Origin of the sequence: Streptomyces argenteolus, from assembly GCF_042902585.1 — a bacterium.
Classification (GTDB): Bacteria; Actinomycetota; Actinomycetes; order Streptomycetales; family Streptomycetaceae; genus Streptomyces; species Streptomyces argenteolus.
The window spans coordinates 263,948-281,962 of record NZ_JBIBEG010000005.1; the positions used below are offsets into that span (position 1 = coordinate 263,948).

16 protein-coding genes and 2 tRNA genes are annotated in these 18,015 nt (G+C 69.1%); 5 read left to right on the plus strand and 13 right to left on the minus strand.

The window, feature by feature from the left end; translation table 11 throughout:
* Positions 1 to 19: 19 nt before the first annotated feature.
* From ACFY8O_RS19935 to ACFY8O_RS19950, 4 genes are all read right to left on the minus strand, one after another.
* Entirely contained in the window at positions 20 to 1,444 is a 1,425-nt protein-coding gene (locus ACFY8O_RS19935; protein WP_387904144.1) for a class E sortase, read from the minus strand.
* Entirely contained in the window at positions 1,441 to 2,079 is a 639-nt protein-coding gene (locus ACFY8O_RS19940) for an aminodeoxychorismate/anthranilate synthase component II (RefSeq protein ID WP_145808175.1), read from the minus strand. The genes ACFY8O_RS19935 and ACFY8O_RS19940 overlap by 4 nt, the downstream gene beginning before the upstream one ends.
* Positions 2,076 to 2,264 (minus strand): hypothetical protein, encoded by a 189-nt coding sequence (locus ACFY8O_RS19945; protein ID WP_145808173.1) that lies wholly within the window; start codon positions 2,262 to 2,264, stop codon positions 2,076 to 2,078. Before ACFY8O_RS19945 ends, ACFY8O_RS19940 begins: the two co-directional genes overlap by 4 nt.
* A gap of 136 nt (positions 2,265 to 2,400) precedes the next feature.
* The gene (locus ACFY8O_RS19950) at positions 2,401 to 3,126 is read right to left on the minus strand and encodes a DUF881 domain-containing protein (protein ID WP_145808314.1); all 726 of its coding nucleotides are present in this window, start codon (positions 3,124 to 3,126) and stop codon (positions 2,401 to 2,403) included.
* Between the two features lie 178 nt (positions 3,127 to 3,304).
* On the opposite strand from ACFY8O_RS19950, the gene crgA reads away from it, so the two are divergent.
* Positions 3,305 to 3,559 (plus strand): cell division protein CrgA, encoded by a 255-nt coding sequence (gene crgA, locus ACFY8O_RS19955; protein WP_073750650.1) that lies wholly within the window; start codon positions 3,305 to 3,307, stop codon positions 3,557 to 3,559.
* Between the two features lie 242 nt (positions 3,560 to 3,801).
* Here the strand turns inward: crgA and ACFY8O_RS19960 are convergent, their stop codons facing one another.
* Both ACFY8O_RS19960 and ACFY8O_RS19965 read right to left on the minus strand, forming a co-directional pair.
* On the minus strand, positions 3,802 to 4,707 hold the full coding sequence (locus ACFY8O_RS19960; protein WP_387904150.1) for a rhomboid family intramembrane serine protease: 906 nt from the start codon (positions 4,705 to 4,707) through the stop codon (positions 3,802 to 3,804).
* 158 nt (positions 4,708 to 4,865) lie between these two features.
* On the minus strand, positions 4,866 to 5,393 hold the full coding sequence (locus ACFY8O_RS19965; protein WP_145808169.1) for a peptidylprolyl isomerase: 528 nt from the start codon (positions 5,391 to 5,393) through the stop codon (positions 4,866 to 4,868).
* A 347-nt stretch (positions 5,394 to 5,740) separates the two neighbouring features.
* Here ACFY8O_RS19965 and ACFY8O_RS19970 point away from each other — a divergent pair, with 347 nt between their 5' ends.
* The gene (locus ACFY8O_RS19970; RefSeq protein ID WP_387904153.1) at positions 5,741 to 6,463 is read left to right on the plus strand and encodes a DUF5324 family protein; all 723 of its coding nucleotides are present in this window, start codon (positions 5,741 to 5,743) and stop codon (positions 6,461 to 6,463) included.
* 285 nt (positions 6,464 to 6,748) lie between these two features.
* Here ACFY8O_RS19970 and ACFY8O_RS19975 read toward each other — a convergent pair.
* Positions 6,749 to 6,821, minus strand: a tRNA-Ala gene (locus tag ACFY8O_RS19975).
* Positions 6,822 to 6,991: 170 nt separating this feature from the next.
* On the opposite strand from ACFY8O_RS19975, the gene ACFY8O_RS19980 reads away from it, so the two are divergent.
* Both ACFY8O_RS19980 and ACFY8O_RS19985 read left to right on the plus strand, forming a co-directional pair.
* Entirely contained in the window at positions 6,992 to 7,540 is a 549-nt protein-coding gene (locus tag ACFY8O_RS19980; protein WP_145808165.1) for a helix-turn-helix domain-containing protein, read from the plus strand.
* Positions 7,541 to 7,642: 102 nt separating this feature from the next.
* Positions 7,643 to 9,019, plus strand: coding sequence for a serine/threonine protein kinase (locus tag ACFY8O_RS19985; RefSeq protein WP_387904556.1), 1,377 nt, complete (start codon positions 7,643 to 7,645; stop codon positions 9,017 to 9,019).
* A 5-nt stretch (positions 9,020 to 9,024) separates the two neighbouring features.
* Here the strand turns inward: ACFY8O_RS19985 and ACFY8O_RS19990 are convergent, their stop codons facing one another.
* Entirely contained in the window at positions 9,025 to 10,359 is a 1,335-nt protein-coding gene (locus ACFY8O_RS19990; protein ID WP_387904156.1) for a hypothetical protein, read from the minus strand.
* A gap of 718 nt (positions 10,360 to 11,077) precedes the next feature.
* Complete coding sequence (locus ACFY8O_RS19995) at positions 11,078 to 11,212, minus strand: DLW-39 family protein (protein WP_003958712.1); 135 nt, start codon at positions 11,210 to 11,212, stop codon at positions 11,078 to 11,080.
* 282 nt (positions 11,213 to 11,494) lie between these two features.
* On the opposite strand from ACFY8O_RS19995, the gene ACFY8O_RS20000 reads away from it, so the two are divergent.
* The gene (locus ACFY8O_RS20000; protein ID WP_145808159.1) at positions 11,495 to 11,854 is read left to right on the plus strand and encodes a DUF6344 domain-containing protein; all 360 of its coding nucleotides are present in this window, start codon (positions 11,495 to 11,497) and stop codon (positions 11,852 to 11,854) included.
* A 412-nt stretch (positions 11,855 to 12,266) separates the two neighbouring features.
* Here ACFY8O_RS20000 and ACFY8O_RS20005 read toward each other — a convergent pair.
* From ACFY8O_RS20005 to gyrB, 4 genes are all read right to left on the minus strand, one after another.
* A tRNA-Ile gene (locus tag ACFY8O_RS20005) sits at positions 12,267 to 12,343 on the minus strand.
* Between the two features lie 71 nt (positions 12,344 to 12,414).
* Entirely contained in the window at positions 12,415 to 13,011 is a 597-nt protein-coding gene (locus ACFY8O_RS20010; protein ID WP_145808035.1) for a DUF3566 domain-containing protein, read from the minus strand.
* A 93-nt stretch (positions 13,012 to 13,104) separates the two neighbouring features.
* Positions 13,105 to 15,732: a DNA gyrase subunit A gene (gene gyrA / locus ACFY8O_RS20015; protein WP_145808033.1), complete on the minus strand. Its 2,628-nt coding sequence runs from the start codon at positions 15,730 to 15,732 to the stop codon at positions 13,105 to 13,107.
* Between the two features lie 46 nt (positions 15,733 to 15,778).
* On the minus strand, positions 15,779 to 17,848 hold the full coding sequence (gyrB, locus tag ACFY8O_RS20020; protein WP_145808031.1) for a DNA topoisomerase (ATP-hydrolyzing) subunit B: 2,070 nt from the start codon (positions 17,846 to 17,848) through the stop codon (positions 15,779 to 15,781).
* Between the last annotated feature and the right edge of the window lie 167 nt (positions 17,849 to 18,015).

Genomic DNA, 18,015 nt, shown 5'->3' on the forward strand with positions numbered 1-18,015 from the left:
GTCCCTGTCGTGATGATGTTCAGCCGACGAGCGCGTCGGGCTTCCCCTTGCTCCGCGGGCGTTCGTCGACCATTTTGCCCCACACGATCATTCGGTACGTACTCGTGAATTCCGGGGTGCAGGTGGTCAGCGTGATGTATCTGCCCGGCCCTGTGAAGCCCGAGCCCGGGGGCACTTCGTCGATCACGGCCACGTTGGAGGGCGACGTCTGCGGCAGGATGCTGGTCATCTCGTACGTGTAGTAGGCGTCCTGCGTCTCGACGACGATCGGATCGCCCGGCTTCAGCTTGTTGATGTAACGGAAGGGCTCGCCGTGGGTGTTGCGGTGGCCCGCCACAGCGAAGTTGCCCTGCTTCGCCGAGGGCATCGCCGTCTTCAGTTCGCCTTCGCCGTAGTGGCCGATCATGCCCCGGTCGAGGACCTTCTCCTTGCTGATCCCCTCGGCGATCGGTGCGACCACGTCCAGCTTCGGGATGTGCATGATGGCGAACCCCTGCCCGGGCTCGAAGGCGCCGGGGGAGCGTTCGCCGTTCGCCCAGTCGTCCTGGATCTTGTGCGTCTCGCGGCCGGCTATCTGATCGGCGCGGATGTTGGTCCACCACAGCTGGTAGGTGACGAAGAGGAGCATCAGCACCCCGAAGGTGATGAACACTTCGCCGACGACCCGGCTGGCCACGACCGCGGGGCTGTCCTTGGCCGCGCGGGCGGCGCGACGGGCCTCCAGCCGTGACATCGGGACCGCGGAATCCGCCGACGCCTCCGCGGGCCGCCGCGGTTCCGGCCGCCGCCGTCCACGCCCCTTCGCCGCCCGTCGGCGCTCCGCCCGGCCGCCCGTCGGCGAGGGCTCGGCCACGGGCGCCGGGGCGTCGGACGTGGTCTGCCGGGTGGCCTCCCTGGCGTCGGCCGACCGCAGTGCGACCGTCTCGTCGTGCCGGATCTGCGAGGGGCCGGGCACGGCCCGCGCACGGGCGGAACCGGGTGCTTCGGGAACGGAGACGGGCAGGACCGCCGTGGCGTCGGGCACGGGCGCGGACACCGGTGGCACGGCCGGGCCCTCGGGCCGCGGGGCCGGCTCGTGCACGGCCGCAGAGGGCCGGGGCGACACCGGCGGGCCGGGCATCGTCGCCGTGCCCTGGACCGTGTGCGCCGTGGGAACCGCTCCCGGCCCCTGCTGGCCGTACCAGTCGCGTTGGTACCCCTCCGGGTCGTACCACTCACCCGGGGGCTCCGAGGGGCCCTGAGCCGCCGGACGGGGGGCCTGCTGGGCCTCGCCGTCGACAGGGGCGTCCTCCGCCCGGAACCAGGGCGAAGCGTGCTGCCCCGGCAGCGGATCGTTCAGCGGGTCCGCGAGCTGCTCCACCGCCGCCGCGAACGTGCCGTCGGGCTCGTACGCACCCTGCGCGTACGGGCCTTCCTGCCCGGCGCCGGGGCGGAGTGAGGTCACGCCGCGGCCTTGCCCACCACCGGGGCGAGCCCCACCGATCTCGCGACGGCGCCGGCGTCACCGCACTGCTCCAGCCAGTTGGCGAGCATCAGGTGCCCGTGCTCCGTGAGCACCGACTCAGGGTGGAACTGCACTCCCTCCACCGCGTGTTCACGGTGGCGCAGCCCCATGATGATGCCGTCGGCGGTACGCGCGGTCACCTCGAGCTCGGGCGGGACCGTCGCCGGTTCCGCGGCGAGCGAGTGGTAGCGGGTCGCGGTGAACGGGGACGGCAGACCGGCGAACACGCCCTTGCTCTCGTGCAGGACGGGTGAGGTCTTGCCGTGCAGGAGCTCCGGCGCGCGGTCCACCACGCCCCCGTAGGCGACCGCCATCGACTGCATGCCGAGGCAGACGCCGAAGACCGGGACGCCACTACGCGCGCAGTGGTGCACCATCTCGATGCAGACGCCCGCCTGTTCGGGCGTGCCGGGCCCCGGGGACAGCAGGACCCCGTCGAAGCCGTCGTCGGCGTGCGCCGTGGTCACCTCGTCGTTGCGCACCACTTCGCACTCGGCACCGAGCTGGTAGAGGTACTGCACGAGGTTGAAGACGAAGCTGTCGTAGTTGTCGACGACGAGAATGCGTGCGCTCACTGACCGGACCCCGCTCCGCTGGTGCTCTCGCCGTCCACCGTCACGTCACCGAACGGGAGCAGCGGCTCCGCCCAGGGGAAGACGTACTGGAAGAGCGCGTAGACGACGGCAAGGACCAGCACGAGCGCGATGAAGCCCCGCACCCATGCGTTGCCCGGCAGATGCCGCCAGATCCAGCCGTACATGCTGTTGCCTCCATTCGGTACGGCACCAGACTAAACGGCCGGGGCACGGGCGGGGGTCAGCTGTGGAAAGCCGCCGGTACGCGTCCGTCACACGGCGGCGTACCCGCCGGAGCCCCGGGGCGGGACGCCCTGCGGACTACTCCACCGGCTCCGCGTAATGGAGGTCGACGGTGCCCGAGTAGCCGGGGAGCGTCACCTTGTCGTCCTCCTCGACCTTCCACCCGAGCCCGTACGCCTTCACGTACAGCTGGTAGTTCTGGATCGCCGTGGAGTCGTCGAGCGCCTGCCGCAGCTCGTCCCGGTCGCCGACGGCGGTGATCCTGTACGGAGGCGAGTAGACGCGCCCCTGGAGGATCAGGGTGTTCCCCACGCAGCGCACCGCGCTGGTGGAGATCAGCCGCTGGTCCATCACCTTGATGCCCTTCGCCCCGCCCTCCCAGAGGGCGTTGACGACGGCCTGCAGGTCCTGCTGGTGGATCACCAGGTCGTTGGGCTGCGGCTCGGGGTAGCCGGGGTTCGCGGTCGCGTCCGGCGGGGCGTCGTTCAGCGTGACGGAGAGGGCCTCGCCGGTGACCGGAGTCGTGCCCGCGGCCTTCTCGAGCGCCTCGAGTTCGGCGTCCTCGGCGCGGGTGCTCCCGTCGTCCCGCCGGGCGAGGGTGTCGATGTCCGCGCGTACGGACGCGGTCGACTCGTCCAGCTCCGCGTTCTTCTCACTGCGCTGCTGGATGAGGTCGGAGAGCTTGAGCAGGGAGGAGTCCGTCCGGATGTCGGTCCCTTTGGCCGTGTTGGCACTGGTGACGAAGATCAGGCCGGCGAGGGCGAAAACGGCAGCGGTGAGGCTTTGTACCGGCCACCGGGCCATGCGCCGGGCCGGACCTCGGGGAGAGTCGGCAGAATTGCTCAACGTACCCTTATCTCCTTAGGCGCCACGGAAGCACTACGCTAACGGACGCCCCGGGGAGGCAGCATTCCCCCTTGCGCCCCGGCGCCAGCCACAGATCCCTGCGCGGTCACGCAGCGCATCGACAGGAGAGTCCCTCGTGCCGAAGTCACGTATCCGCAAGAAGGCAGACTTCACGCCTCCGCCGGCCAAGCAGGCGACGAGCATAAAGCTGACCAACCGCAGTTGGGTGGCGCCGGTGATGCTGGCGCTCTTCCTGATCGGTCTGGCCTGGATCGTGGTCTTCTACGTCACCGAGGGCGACCTGCCGATCAGCGCGCTGGGCAACTGGAACATCGTCGTGGGCTTCGGCTTCATCGCCGGAGGCTTCGGCGTCTCCACACAGTGGAAGTAGCTCTGCCCTGAGTTACCCACAGAGTTATCCACAGGTAGGGGAAAAGGTCAGACGATCTGTGGATAACTTCCCTCGAAGTTGACGCCGGTGTGACTACACACTGGCGCATCGCGGGAGCCTACGCCCCTTGTCCTGACTGGGAAAACCCTGTTCAGCGACAAGGGGCACACCTGTTCCACACGTCATGCACAAGATCCGGCACGCTCTGTGGACAACCCACCCTCTGGAGCAACTGGTTCCGCTCAGGTGAGCGCGGCGGTCCTGGCGAGGACGATGCCCACGACCACGATCAGCACCAGCGCGCACGTGCCGTACTGCACGAGGTTCCGGCGCTCCCGCGGAGCGTGGACCATGGCGATCGCGATCAGGGTCCCGGCGACCAGCCCACCCACGTGCGCCTGCCAGGCGATGGCCCCCCACGGGTTGAAGGTGAAGATCAGGTTCACGACGAGGAGCGCGATCACGGGCCGCATGTCGTAGTTCATCCGGCGCATCAGCACCGCCGTCGCGCCCAGCAGCCCGAAGACGGCTCCGGACGCTCCGAGCGATCCCTGCGCGGGGTCGGACATCCAGTAGGTGAGAGCGCTGCCCGCGAGACCCGAGAGCAGGTAGAGCGTCAGATAACGGGCACGGCCCAGGGCCGCTTCCAGCGGGCCGCCGAGCCACCACAGGCCCAGCATGTTGAACGCGATGTGCCACACCTCCTGGTGCAGGAACATCGACGTGAGGAGGCGGTACCACTGCCCCTCCGCCACTCCTTCCACCCCGGCCGCGGGATCCCCCGAGTAGGCCCGGCCGAACAGCAGGAGATCGTCGACCAGGGGACGTCCGGCCACCGAGACCGCGATGAAGACGCCGATGTTGATGACGAGCAGGATCTTGGTGATCAGCCTCGGATCGGCGGCGACGCTGCCACCCGCCAGAGTGCGCGGCCGGCTCGCCGCCGGGTGGTGACCCGCGCCCGTCCCCTCACGGACGCATTCCGGGCACTGGAAGCCCACCGACGCCTCGATCATGCAATCCGTGCAGATCGGCCGCTCGCATCGCACGCAGCGGATCCCCGTCTCGCGGTCCGGATGCCGGTAACACGTGGGGGGACCGCCCGCAGCCGCGGACCCGTCCTGGTCGTTCGGCGGCTGCTGCTCCATCGGTCACGGCCCCTTCGGTCCTCGTCCGTGGAGGCGGCACATGTACGTCCGCCCCGCTCGCCCGCTATGTAACAGTACGGACGAACAGGGCGGTTGGTTCCCCGTGCCGGATCCGCGGTACTTCGGACAGGCGGGCCGCGGGCACGTCCGGCAGAGGGTCAGCGGGTCTCGATGACGACCGAATCGAGCACCACGTCCTGGAGGGGCCGGTTGGTCCGGGGGTTCGTCGGAGACGCCGCGATGGCGTCCACGACCTTCCTGCCCGCATCGCCGGCGACTTCCCCGAAGATCGTGTGCTTGCCGGTAAGCCAGGCGGTCGGCGAGACGGTCACGAAGAACTGCGAGCCGTTGGTACCCGGCCCCGCGTTGGCCATCGCCAGCAGGTACGGCTTGTCGAAGGCGAGGTCCGGGTGGAACTCGTCGCCGAACTCGTACCCGGGACCGCCGGTCCCGTTGCCCAGCGGGTCACCGCCCTGGATCATGAAGCCACCGATGACACGGTGGAAGACCGTTCCGTCGTACAGCTTGTCCGTGGACTTCCTCCCGGTCGCGGGATCGGTCCACTCGCGCTCACCCCTGGCGAGCTCGACGAAATTCTTGACCGTCCTGGGAGCGTGGTTCGGCAGCAGCCGGATCTCGATGTCACCCCGGCTGGTCCTCAAAGTGGCGTAAAGCTCCTCGGCCACGGTCTGCCTTCCGTCCGTCTTCGCTGGTGACCACCGATCCTTACACGGCGCCCCCGCCGCACCGGCCGGTCACAGGCCGGGACATCAGGCACTCACCTCGTTGCCCGCTTTCCTGCACCTTTCCCACACTTCCTGCGGGACAGATGCGGCCATGTGCGCGAGGAGGTGAAGCGCCCCGACACGAACCGTGGCATCGTCTGCGGCACGCTCCTCTTGCACCACTTTGCCCGAGAATGACGTTTATGACCCGGATGCCCGTCCCGCATGGCGCTCGATGCCTCAGCGGGCATGATTTCGAAATGGGTGGATAGGCGGAGTACCTACCCGCCACCAAGGAGGAGGATCCCGTGACCCGCATCGACAGCGTGCGCGCCGCAACCTACTCGGCGAAGGACAGTGCGCAGCACGCCGCGGAAGTGGTGGCGCCGTACGCCGACACGGCCAAGGAACAGGCCGCGCACTACGCGCAGGAGGCTCGTGCACTGCTCGCGCCCAAGGTGTCGAAGGCAGCCGCCCAGGCCCGCGTCCAGTACAGCGCGCATCTCGCACCGCGCATCGAACAGGCACTGACCCATGTGCCTCCCAAGGTCGACGAGGCCGCGCACAGGGCCGCCTCTCGGACGCGCAGCGCCGCCCGTTCCGCGGCCGACTACACCGTGCCGCGTGTCGAGTACGCGGTGGCGGCGAGCCGGCCCATGGCCGAAGAGGCGACGGCCCGCAGCGCTGCCGCACTGGCGGCACTCCGTGGCCAGGTGACGACCAAGGAGATCCAGAAGCTCGTCAGGAAGCACGAGCGACGGGCCAGGGCAGGCAAGCTGGCCAAGGGCTTCGTCGTCCTGGGCGCCCTTGCGGGCGGAGCGTTCGCCGCCTGGAAGTGGTGGGACAAGCAGGCCAACCCGGACTGGCTGGTCGAGCCGCCCGCCCCCACCGAGGTGGACGACCGCACCCCGCTGACCTCCGTCGACGGCAGCGGCCAGCCCGTGCTGGACCCGGAGGTCCGGGCCAAGCAGGACGACGCCGAGGCCGGGTCGGACGGGACGGACGACGAGGGCCGCGACGACCGCCACTGAGCAAGGCTCCGCCTGCCCGACCTTCCCGGGCAGGCCGCCTCGAAGGGGTGCCGGAGACCACATGGTCTCCGGCACCCCTTCGTCGTTCCACGTGAAACAGAGGGCTCTCACACGAGCCTCCCTGTTTCACGTGAAACAGGAACTGCGCAGGAGGCCGAGCACGCACGGGCACCCGATCCGGCACGTGAGTCCGGATCGACCGTGAGGCCAGGCAGTGGGTGAGCCCAGAACCAACGAAGAGTCCCCCGGAGCCGCACTGAAGCGGATCCGGGGGACTCTGGGATGTGGAGCCTAGGAGATTCGAACTCCTGACATCTGCCTTGCAAAGGCAGCGCTCTACCAACTGAGCTAAGGCCCCCAAATGCGGACACCACGGGACACATTCATGCCGCGACATCCGTCGCAGAACAGAGTACCGGGTGACCCCCTGAATCCTCCAAAACGATTGGGGCTCCCGGTCCGCAACGGCTCTCCGTAAGATGCACGACGAGGTTCGCAGCAGCGAAGCCGCAGCGAAGGGGAGACGCAATGGACGCAGCGCAGCAAGAGGCCACGGCTAGAGCCAGGGAGCTCCAGCGCAGCTGGTACGGGGAGCCGCTGGGGGCGCTCTTCCGCAGGCTGATCGACGACCTCGGTCTCAACCAGGCACGCCTCGCGGCGGTGCTCGGGCTGTCCGCCCCTATGCTCTCCCAACTGATGAGCGGCCAGCGGGCCAAGATCGGTAATCCGGCGGTCGTCCAGCGGGTCCAGGCACTCCAGGAGCTCGCCGGCCAGGTGGCGGACGGCAGCATCAGCGCGGGAGAGGCCACCGACCGGATGGAGGAGATCAAGAAGTCCCAGGGCGGCTCGGTCCTCACCAGCACCGGCCAGACCACCACCACCGGCGGAGCCCCCACGGTGCGGCGTGTCGTCCGGGAGATCCAGTCGCTCCTGCGCTCGGTCGCCGCGGCCGGCGACATCATCGATGCCGCCGACTCGCTCGCCCCGGCCCACCCCGAGCTGGCAGAGTTCCTCAGGGTCTACGGAGCGGGACGCACCGCCGACGCGGTCGCACACTACGAGGGCCACCAGAGCTGAAGCAGGACCCAGGGGCGGAACCGTCCCCAGGCGGCAGGGCCGCGGCAGTATCCCGACAGCCGGGGCACGAACCGAAACGTGAACGGGAGCGGGCGCAGCGCGATGGGTGAGGTCTTCGCTGGTCGGTACGAGCTGGTGGATCCGATCGGACGTGGTGGGGTCGGCGCCGTATGGCGCGCATGGGACCACAGGCGCCGCAGGTATGTGGCGGCGAAGGTTCTCCAGCAGAGCGACGCGCACACGCTGCTGCGCTTCGTCCGTGAACAGGCACTGCGCATCGAGCATCCGCACGTGCTCGCCCCGGCCAGCTGGGCGGCCGACGACGACAAGGTCCTCTTCACGATGGACCTGGTCAGCGGCGGTTCGCTGGCGCACGTCATCGGCGACTACGGGCCGCTGCCCCCGCGGTTCGTCTGCCTCCTGCTCGACCAGCTGCTCTCCGGGTTGTCCACCGTGCACGCCGAGGGGGTCGTGCACCGGGACATCAAGCCGGCCAACATCCTCATGGAGGCCACCGGTAAGGGCAGGCCGCATCTGCGGCTCTCCGACTTCGGCATCTCGATGCGCAAGGGAGAGCCTCGGCTCACCGAGACCAACTACGTGGTCGGCACGCCGGGTTACTTCGCGCCCGAGCAGATGATGGGTGCGGAGCCCGACTTCCCGGCGGACCTGTTCGCCGTCGGCCTCGTCGCGCTCTACCTGCTCCAGGGGCAGAAGCCCGACTCCCAGGCCCTGATCGAGTACTTCGCGGCGCACGGCACCCCTGGTGCCCCGCAGGGCGTGCCGGAGCCGATGTGGCAGGTCCTCGCCGGTCTGCTGCAGCCTGACCCGCACGCCCGCTTCCGTACGGCCACCGGCGCGCGGAAGGCACTGGCCGCAGCGGTCGAGATGCTGCCGGACGAGGGTGCCGAGGACGAACCGGTCGAGGTGTTCGATCAGATCGGCCCTCTGCCCGCCGGCTTCGGCCCCGAAGGACCGGAAGGAACTGACGGCGCTGCCGGGGCCCTGAACGGCCCTCAGGCGCCCGTCCAGGCCTCGGGCCGCACGTCGGCGCCCCAGCCGTCGCCTCAGCCGTCACAGCAGCCCCAGGGCGCCGGAGAGCAGCCGTACGCGCCGCACCCGGCGATGTCGGAGACGGGCAGCTTCCACCTCGCGCCGCCGCCGCAGCAGAGCCCACCCCCACACCAGGGGGTGCAGCCGCCCGCCCCTCCGGTTCCTCTCCAGGGTTCCCCCTACGCCGACGGTTCTCCGGCGGACTTCGCACAGGCCGCCACGTCCGCCGTGCCGTACGGTTCGCCGCCCACCCGGGCCTACACCGCCCAGCATCCCCAGGCTCCCCGGACGGCCGCTCCTCCCGCAGCAGTTCCGCAGCCGTCCCCCGTGAAGCGGCCGGGACCGCCCCCGAAGGTGGCGATCCCGGTCCTGCTGGTGGCGCTGATCTGCTTCGCGGTGGGCATCTGGGCGCTCACCCAGGCCTGACCGGTTCACCAGGCCTGCGGCGGCGGTCCTCCGAGCGGCTGGTGGCCACCCGCTCCCGGCGGCACGGCAGCCGCCCTGCGCCGGGCCAGCAGCGTCCACGCGCCGAGCCCGAGCACCAGGACCGACCCCGAGCCGATGCCGGCCGCCGCGACCATTTTCATGGTGTCGCTCTGGCCGGCCTCGGATGCGCTCTGACCGCTCTTGGCCATGTCCCTGTCGTCGTCGGTGACGCCGAAGATGCCCGCATCCCCCTGATACGGCGAAGGCTTGCTGTCGTTGACGACGTTGACCTTGAGCGTCAGGCCGATGGGGTCCTTGCCGTAGTGCTCGGCGACCTTGGGGGAGAGCGTCACCGAGAGGTAGTACCAGCCCGCGAAACGCATCGCGCTGACGTCCGACGCCACGTCGTATCGGTTCTCGTAGGCCACAGGGGGCAACGGGTCCAGCGCCACCGAGGTGGGCGCCCCTGCGTACGACAACGTCGCGTCCTCCACATGACCACGGGCGGGATTGTCCAGCGCCACCGCCAGGACGTTGCCCAGGAACTCGGTCGAGGTGCCGCTGTTGCTCAACGCGGCCGTGGCGAAGATCTGCTGGCCCCAGTCCACGGGCACCCGGTAGAAGCGCGTCTGCCCGGGCGCGACGGCGTCCACCCACTCCCCGGCCTCGATGCTGGTCGCGTCGTAGTAGCTGCTGCCTCCGGCGCGCTTCTGCTTGCCCGCGGCGGGCGCCGGGGAGGAGGAGGGCCAGTCCTCCGGTGCCTCGGTCGGTGGCGTCTCACCGTCCTTCAGCGCGGGTTCGGTCTCGAAGCGCAGCTCCAGGTCCCAGGCGCCGGGCGACGAGGTGGCTTTGCTCTCCCGCTCGACGAGGACGTTGTACGTACCGCCCGCCTGACAGATGGTGCTGTCCTTGCGGACCGTCCGGTGGGCGTACGCGGCGATCGGACGCGGGAACTCCGCCGACTCGAAGGCCGCGTCCTCGGAACTGCACCGGTTGTCGTCGAGATCCCTGATGCTGATGGTGATGCCGTCCCCGTAGGCGACCTTCCCACCGTCCTTCGGCACGACCACCGCGGAGACGTACGCATCGGTGCTGTCGTCGAGCTCCAGCCGGTAATAGAGCTTCTGGTTCGCCTCGATGGAGCTCTTGTAGACCGATCCCGGCTTCAGCTCCTGCGCCTCGGCGTTCGTCTCCGCGCCCTGGACCGATGCCGCCGCCGGATCGAAGGTGTACGCCGCGGGGCCGTCGGCCGCGTGCGCCTGCCCCGGCAGCGCCGCCACCGCACACATCGCCGCGAGCGCCGCCAGCGTCACCCGGCCCTTGTTGCGCTGCCTGTTCACGCGCTTCCCCTCGTCGTCTGCGTGCTTGCTCTGCGGCTGCGTACGGGCACGGGCCCGGCGACCGGTGCGGCCACGGCGCCCGCGCCGGCAGCGGTCGCGATGCCGGTCCATCCTGCACCGCCCGTACCGCCGGTGTCTGCCGCCGCCCTCGTTTTGGCGTCTTCGCACGAGCTGCCACCTCTCGTACGGGAGTGTGCGCACCGCGCCGGGGCCGGGGCGGCCTCCCTTGCGAAGCACCACGCGCGGCACGCGGCGGACGCGTGCGCCTTCCCGGCGATCCCGGCCGCCTCGGCCCAGTGGTCCCCCGCGAGCACGCAGGGGCACGTATCGGCGAACTCCACCTCGTAGCGCACCCGCTGACCCCGGACGGCCTGACCGGCGCGTCACCGGCGACCGATCCACCCTCGATCCGCGCGTCCTTCAACCGCCTTCAGGTGCCGGAGAGTTGGCCGTACCCCGAAGCTTCCGCAACCGGCGTGACCGCGTCCGGCGCCGTCGTGGTGGCGCGGGCCGCCGGCCGCGCGACGCGTGCGAGCTGCACCCGGTACGCACCGTGCGCGGGAAGGCGAGCGCTCAGGAGCCCGCGACTTTGCCTATGCAAGTCAATAATGTGCCAACGGGAACTTCACAGGAATGCCACCGGCGTGCGACGACGGCTCCCGGACAGCACAAAGCCCCGGCCGCTCGGCGGCCGGGGCTTCTAGCAGACTGTTCCGTCTCACACACCCGAACCTGCGGGCACGGAGTCGGTCGCCTCCGTCCACAGATCCTGCTCGGCGCGATCCGCCTGGATCTGGCGGTACACGAGGAGCCCGCCGATGGCGGCCAGTGCGACCAGGAGAAGCTTCTTCACCGCGCGACCTCGTCTTTCCTTGACGTAAGGGACTTCTGCCGCCCGACTATACACACCGGCCGATACCGTTCGGTGACCTGCCCGGAAGCCGAAGGCACCTCGTTCCGGAGCCCCTTCAGAGCCTCTCGCGACGCCTCGGAAGCAGTTTTTCGGGCTGGTTGAACCATAAGAGTGGTGTTCATCGGAAGATCGGCGCACCGGGGGCGTCGGTCCCGGATTCCCCGGCCCGGATCCACATCATCGGAAAGGTAAGCAAACCGGACCACCTGAAAGCGAGGGGCCATGAGCACCTTCAGGGTCAAGAGCATCTGGACCGCCTTCATCACCGCCTTCTTCGCACTTCTCGCCTCGCTGGGCCTGGCCACCGCCCAGGCCACGGCCGCGGAGCCGGCGACCACGAGCCACGAGCACACGGGTGCGACCGCGGCAACCGCGACCACCCCGTCCGTGCGATGGACCCTTCCGCGTGACAGGGCGCTGCCACCGACGATGAAGCAGCGCATCCGCGCCGAGGCTCACGGCTCCTCCCCGGCCACCCGCCAGCTGTCCCCGGACGCCACCGACACCGCGCACACGGCGAACAGCCTCCGATCCACCCACGGCGCCACCGCTGCCGGGGACTCGTCCCCGCTGCCACCCTGAGCGCGCCGCGCACACGCCCAGGCCCCTGGTCCGGTTCCACACCGGCGGGGGCCTTTTCCGTGCGCCCGCACGGCGCTCCTGGGGCTTCAGTCCCTGTCGAGAGCCCTGCAGGGCCTCGTCGCGTTCCAGGACCGGGCTGATCCGTCTCGCCACCCTGCGGCATGCGCGGTGCGGGGACCTCGGCGCCCGGGCCGCGGAGCTTTGATCCCCAGCTGATCCGCGCGGGCACTCCGCCACGGGCCTGCCCCGCCCCTGCCCGAACCTGCCGGCCCGCGCGAGCGGAGCCCTCCAGGAGCCTGGACACGGCGGGGAATCGAAAAGCGGCTGCGGGCGGTCGTATCGAGCCACGGAAGCCGATGTCCGCCACATACGCCGAAGGCCCCCCACCGTTGCCGGTGAGGGGCCTTCGTGCTGGTGGGGCTAACAGGATTTGAACCTGTGGCCTCATCCTTATCAGGGATGCGCTCTAACCAACTGAGCTATAGCCCCGCCGCGCTGCTGCGCTGACTTCTGAAGATTAGCGCACGTCGGGGCCAGTCCCAAAATCGATACCCGGTGGCCTACTCGTCCTCGGCGAGAGTGAGCTCCACGCCACCCACGAAGCCGGCCGACAGGTTGTAGATGAACGCGCCCAGCGTCGCCAGCGCGGTGGCCAGCACCACGTCGATCACCGCGATGACCGAGGTGAAGATCAGGACGCGCGGCAGCGACAGGAACGACTGCAGATCGAAGCCGTTGCTCTCGTTCGAACCGGTGGCCTCGCTGATCGTTCCGCCCACGGTGGAGAAGACGCCCATCGCGTCCATCACCATCCACAGGACCGCGGCGGCGACCACCGTGCAGATGCCGAGCGCGATGGAGAGCAGGAAGCTGACCTTCATCACCGACCACGGGTCGGCCTTCGCCACCCGCAGCCGCGCCTTACGGGTACGCGGAGTCGTCCGCGCCCCCGTCCGAGGCAGCCGGGTCGCCTGTACGCCGCCCACGCCCTGTGCTCCGCCCTGTGTGCCGCCACCCTGCGTACCGCCCGCGGGGGACGGGTACGCCTGCGGCGGGTGGTAGGGCCCCGCCTGGCCCGGTGCGGGCTCCCGCTCACCGGGCAACGGCCCGGTCGCGTACCCCTCGTACTTCGGCTGCGGTCCCCGAGTGTCCGTCACAGTGCCCCCTTGGGAGTCCGTGGCAGGGCCACGGGCGCCGTTCGCGCCTGCTCCGGAAGCGGCCGAACCTGCGCCCGTGGCTCCACTCACGCTCTACTCCTCGTGCTCCCCGGCCGAAGGCGCCGTGCCCTCGACTGTGCCCTCGACCACGTTCTCGGCATGGGCCTCGACCGTGGCGCCTTCGGCCTCATCGGTCCCGTCGACCTCTTCGGCCTCACGACCGGCCTCGGCGTTGCGCGCGATGCCGACGACGGCATCACGCTTGCCCAGATTGATCAGTTGGACGCCCATGGTGTCACGGCCCGTCTCCCTGACTTCATTGACTCGCGTACGAATCACACCACCGCCCAGCGTGATGGCGAGGATCTCGTCCGCCTCCTCCACCACCAGCGCTCCGACGAGCGAACCACGGTCCTCCACGATCTTGGCGGCCTTGATACCCAGACCGCCACGGCCCTGGACGCGGTACTCGTCGACCGCGGTCCGCTTCGCGTACCCGCCGTCGGTGGCAGTGAACACGAACGTACCGGGCCGGACAACATTCATCGAGAGCAGCTCGTCGCCCTCGCGGAAACTCATGCCCTTCACGCCCGAGGTCGCACGGCCCATGGGGCGCAGCGCGTCGTCCGTCGCGGTGAACCTGATCGACTGGGCCTTCTTGCTGATGAGCAGCAGGTCGTCCTCGGCGGAGACCAGCTCCGCGCCGATCAGCTCGTCGTCGCTGCCGTCCTGCGTCTCGCGCAGGTTGATGGCGATGACGCCTCCGGAACGCGGCGAGTCGTAGTCCTTGAGCGCCGTCTTCTTCACCAGGCCGCCCTTGGTGGCCAGGATCAGGTACGGCGCCGCCTCGTAGTCACGGATCGCCAGGATCTGCGCGATCTGCTCGTCCGGCTGGAACGCCAGCAGGTTCGCGACGTGCTGGCCGCGCGCGTCCCGGCCGGCGTCCGGCAGTTCGTAGGCCTTGGCCCGGTAGACCCGGCCCTTGTTCGTGAAGAACAGCAGCCAGTGGTGCGTGGTGGACACGAAGAAGTGGTCGACGATGTCGTCTTCCCTGAGCTTCGTGCCCCGGACGCCCTTGCCGCCGCGCTTCTGCGAGCGGTAGTCGTCCGTCTTGGTGCGCTTGACGTAGCCGCCGCGGGAGATCGTGACGACGATGTCCTCCTCGGCGATCAGGTCCTCGATGGACATGTCGCCGTCGAAGGGCACGAGCTTGGAGCGCCGGTCGTCGCCGAACTTGTCGACGATCGCGGCCAGTTCCTCGCTGACGATCTGCCGCTGCCTCGCGGGCGAGGCCAGGATCTCGTTGTACTCGTTGATCTTCGCCTGGAGCTCGTCGTGCTCCGCGGTGATCTTCTGGTGCTCCAGCGCGGCCAGACGGCGCAGCTGCATCTCCAGGATCGCGTTCGCCTGGATCTCGTCGATCTCCAGGAGGCCCATCAGGCCCTCACGCGCGATCTCCACGGTGTTGCTGCGGCGGATGAGCGCGATGACCTCGTCGATCGCGTTCAGGGCCTTGAGCAGGCCGCGCAGGATGTGGGCCCGCTCCTCGGCCTTGCGCAGCCGGAACTTCGTGCGCCGGACGATGACCTCGATCTGGTGCGTCACCCAGTGGCGGATGAACGCGTCGATGGAGAGCGTGCGCGGCACCCCGTCGACGAGCGCCAGCATGTTCGCGCCGAAGTTCGTCTGCAGGTCGGTGTGCTTGTAGAGGTTGTTCAGCACGACCTTGGCGACCGCGTCACGCTTCAGCACGACGACCAGTCGCTGGCCCGTGCGCGAGGACGTCTCGTCACGGACGTCCGCGATGCCGCCGATCTTGCCGTCCTTCACCAGGTCGGCGATCTTCTGCGCGAGGTTGTCGGGGTTCGTCTGGTACGGGAGCTCCGTGACGACCAGGCACTGCCTGTTCTGGATCTCCTCGACCGCGACGACGGCCCGCATCGTGATCGAGCCACGGCCCGTGCGGTAGGCCTCCTCGATGCCCTTGCGGCCCACGACCAGCGCGCCGGTCGGGAAGTCCGGGCCCTTGATCCGCTCGATCAGGGCGTCCAGGAGCTCCTCGTGCGAGGCCTCCGGGTGCTCCAGGTACCACTGGGCGCCCGCGGCGACCTCACGCAGGTTGTGCGGCGGGATGTTGGTCGCCATGCCGACCGCGATGCCCGCGGAGCCGTTCACCAGGAGGTTCGGGAAGCGCGCCGGCAGGACCGTCGGCTCCTGGTTGCGGCCGTCGTAGTTGTCCTGGAAGTCGACGGTCTCCTCGTCGATGTCCCGGACCATCTCCATGGACAGCGGCATCATCTTGCACTCGGTGTACCGCATGGCCGCGGCCGGGTCGTTGCCCGGAGAACCGAAGTTGCCGTTGGAGTCCACGAGCGGCATGCGCATCGACCAGTGCTGCGCCAGTCGCACGAGCGCGTCGTAGATCGAGGAGTCGCCGTGCGGGTGGTACGTACCCATGACGTCACCGACGACACGGGCGCACTTGTAGAAGCCCTTCTCGGGCCGGTAGCCACCGTCGTACATCGCGTACAGCACGCGACGGTGGACGGGCTTCAGTCCGTCCCGCACGTCCGGCAGCGCACGCGACACGATGACGGACATCGCGTAGTCGAGGTAGGAGCGCTGCATCTCCGTCTCGAGCCCCACGGGCTCGACTCGCATGCCCACGCCCGGGACAACGGGCTCCTCTTCGGGCATCACAGGGGTGTTCTCGTCGGCCATTGCTGGTCAAAGTCCTTTCGCACTGCGGCTTGCTTGTACGGCCGACTCAGATGTCGAGGAAGCGGACGTCCTTGGCGTTGCGCTGGATGAACGAACGCCGCGCCTCGACGTCCTCGCCCATCAGCACCGAGAACAGGTCGTCGGCCTGCGCCGCGTCGTCCAGCGTGACCTGGCCCAGCACACGGTGGTCGACGTCCATCGTGGTGACGCGCAGCTCCTCGGCGTTCATCTCACCGAGGCCCTTGAACCGCTGGATCGAGTCTTCCCTGATCCGCTTGCCGTTCTGCTTGCCGAGCTCCACCAGGGCGTCCCGCTCGCGGTCCGAGTAGGCGTACTCGAAGTCGTCACGGCCCCACTTGATCTTGTAGAGCGGCGGACGCGAGAGATACACGTGCCCGGACTCCACCAGCGGCCGCATGAAGCGGAACAGGAACGTCAGCAGGAGGGTGTTGATGTGCTGACCGTCGACGTCGGCGTCCGCCATCAGAATGATCTTGTGATAGCGGAGCTTCTCGATGTCGAAGTCCTCGTGGACCCCGGTGCCGAAGGCCGAGATCAGCGCCTGGACCTCGGTGTTCTGGAGGATCTTGTCGATCCGGGCCTTCTCGACGTTCAGGATCTTGCCGCGGATGGGCAGGATGGCCTGGTACATCGGGTTACGGCCCGACTTCGCCGAACCGCCGGCGGAGTCACCCTCGACGATGAAGATCTCGCACTTCGTCGGGTCGTTGGACTGGCAGTCGCTCAGCTTGCCGGGCAGCGAGGCGCTCTCCAGGAGCCCCTTGCGCCGCGTCAGGTCACGGGCCTTACGGGCCGCCACGCGGGCCGTGGACGCCGCGATGCCCTTGCGGATGATGTCGGCGGCCTCGTTGGGGTTCCGGTCGAACCAGTCCGTCAGCTGCTCGTGGACGACCTTCTGGACGAACGTCTTCGCCTCGGTGTTGCCGAGCTTCGTCTTCGTCTGGCCCTCGAACTGCGGCTCGCCCAGCTTCACCGAGATGATGGCCGTCAGGCCCTCGCGGACGTCCTCACCGGTGAGGTTGTCGTCCTTCTCGCGCAGCAGCTTCTTGTCGCGCGCGTAGCGGTTGACCAGCGAGGTCAGGGCCGCACGGAAGCCCTCCTCGTGCGTACCGCCCTCGTGCGTGTGGATCGCGTTGGCGAAGGAGTAGACACCCTCGGTGTACTGCGTGTTCCACTGCATGGCGATCTCGGCCGAGAGGAGGCGGTCCTTGTCCTCGGCCTCGATGTCGATCACCGACTGGTGGATGAGGTCGCCCTTGCGGGAGTTCAGGTACTTGACGAAGTCGACGATGCCGTTCTCGTAGTGGTACGTGACCGTGCGGGTCGACTCCTCATCGGGGACGTCGACGACCTCGGCGCTGTCGGCGCCCGCCGTGGCCTTCGCCGCCTCGCGCTCGTCGGTGAGCTTGAGGGTGAGTCCCTTGTTGAGGAACGCCATCTCCTGGAAGCGGCGCGAGAGCGTCTCGAAGGAGTAGTCGGTGGTCTCGAAGACGTCGCCGTCGGCCCAGAAGGTGACGCTCGTCCCGGTCTCCTCCGTGGCCTCGTGACGGGCCAGCGGGGCGGTCGGGACACCGAGCTTGTAGTCCTGGGTCCAGCGGTACCCGTCCGTCTTGACCTCGACGGAGACCCGGGTGGACAGGGCGTTGACGACGGAGACGCCGACGCCGTGCAGGCCGCCGGAGACGGCATAACCGCCTCCGCCGAACTTTCCGCCCGCGTGCAGGACGGTGAGCACGACCTCGACGGCCGGCTTGCCTTCGGACGGCACGATGCCGACCGGGATACCGCGGCCGTTGTCGACCACGCGCACCCCGCCGTCGGCGAAGATCGTGACGTCGATGGTGTCCGCGTGCCCGGCCATGGCCTCGTCGACCGAGTTGTCGACAACCTCTTGCACGAGGTGGTGGAGACCGCGCTCACCGGTGGACCCGATGTACATGCCGGGCCGCTTGCGGACCGCGTCCAGGCCTTCGAGCACGGTGATCGCGCTGGCGTCGTACGAGGCGGTGACCTCGCCCGGCTCACCGGCCGTGGACGGGATGTTCTCGTTGGGGTTGCCGGAATCGGCCACGAAGCGCCCTTTCTGGCACAGCACAGGCCGTTCTCCGGCAGGCGGGAGCGGCTGCGTCGTTCGGCTTGTATCGACGACTCCCGCGAGGAAGCGGGATTGTCCACCAGTCTACCGGTAGCGCCGACATGAATGGGGGTTTGCCGGTGCCTGAGTACGCATGTGCCGCCCTGAATGAGCGGCTGACGACTCCC

Excerpts from the sequence above, each read along its gene's own strand:
- ACFY8O_RS19980 (WP_145808165.1), top strand. The coding sequence starts at position 6,992 with ATGGACGCAGCGCAGCAAGAGGCCACGGCTAGAGCCAGGGAGCTCCAG.
- ACFY8O_RS19945 (WP_145808173.1), bottom strand. The coding sequence starts at position 2,264 with ATGTACGGCTGGATCTGGCGGCATCTGCCGGGCAACGCATGGGTGCGG.
- ACFY8O_RS19960 (WP_387904150.1), bottom strand. The coding sequence starts at position 4,707 with ATGGAGCAGCAGCCGCCGAACGACCAGGACGGGTCCGCGGCTGCGGGC.
- ACFY8O_RS19985 (WP_387904556.1), top strand. The coding sequence starts at position 7,643 with ATGGGTGAGGTCTTCGCTGGTCGGTACGAGCTGGTGGATCCGATCGGA.
- ACFY8O_RS20000 (WP_145808159.1), top strand. The coding sequence starts at position 11,495 with ATGAGCACCTTCAGGGTCAAGAGCATCTGGACCGCCTTCATCACCGCC.
- ACFY8O_RS19950 (WP_145808314.1), bottom strand. The coding sequence starts at position 3,126 with ATGGCCCGGTGGCCGGTACAAAGCCTCACCGCTGCCGTTTTCGCCCTC.
- gyrA (WP_145808033.1), bottom strand. The coding sequence starts at position 15,732 with ATGGCCGACGAGAACACCCCTGTGATGCCCGAAGAGGAGCCCGTTGTC.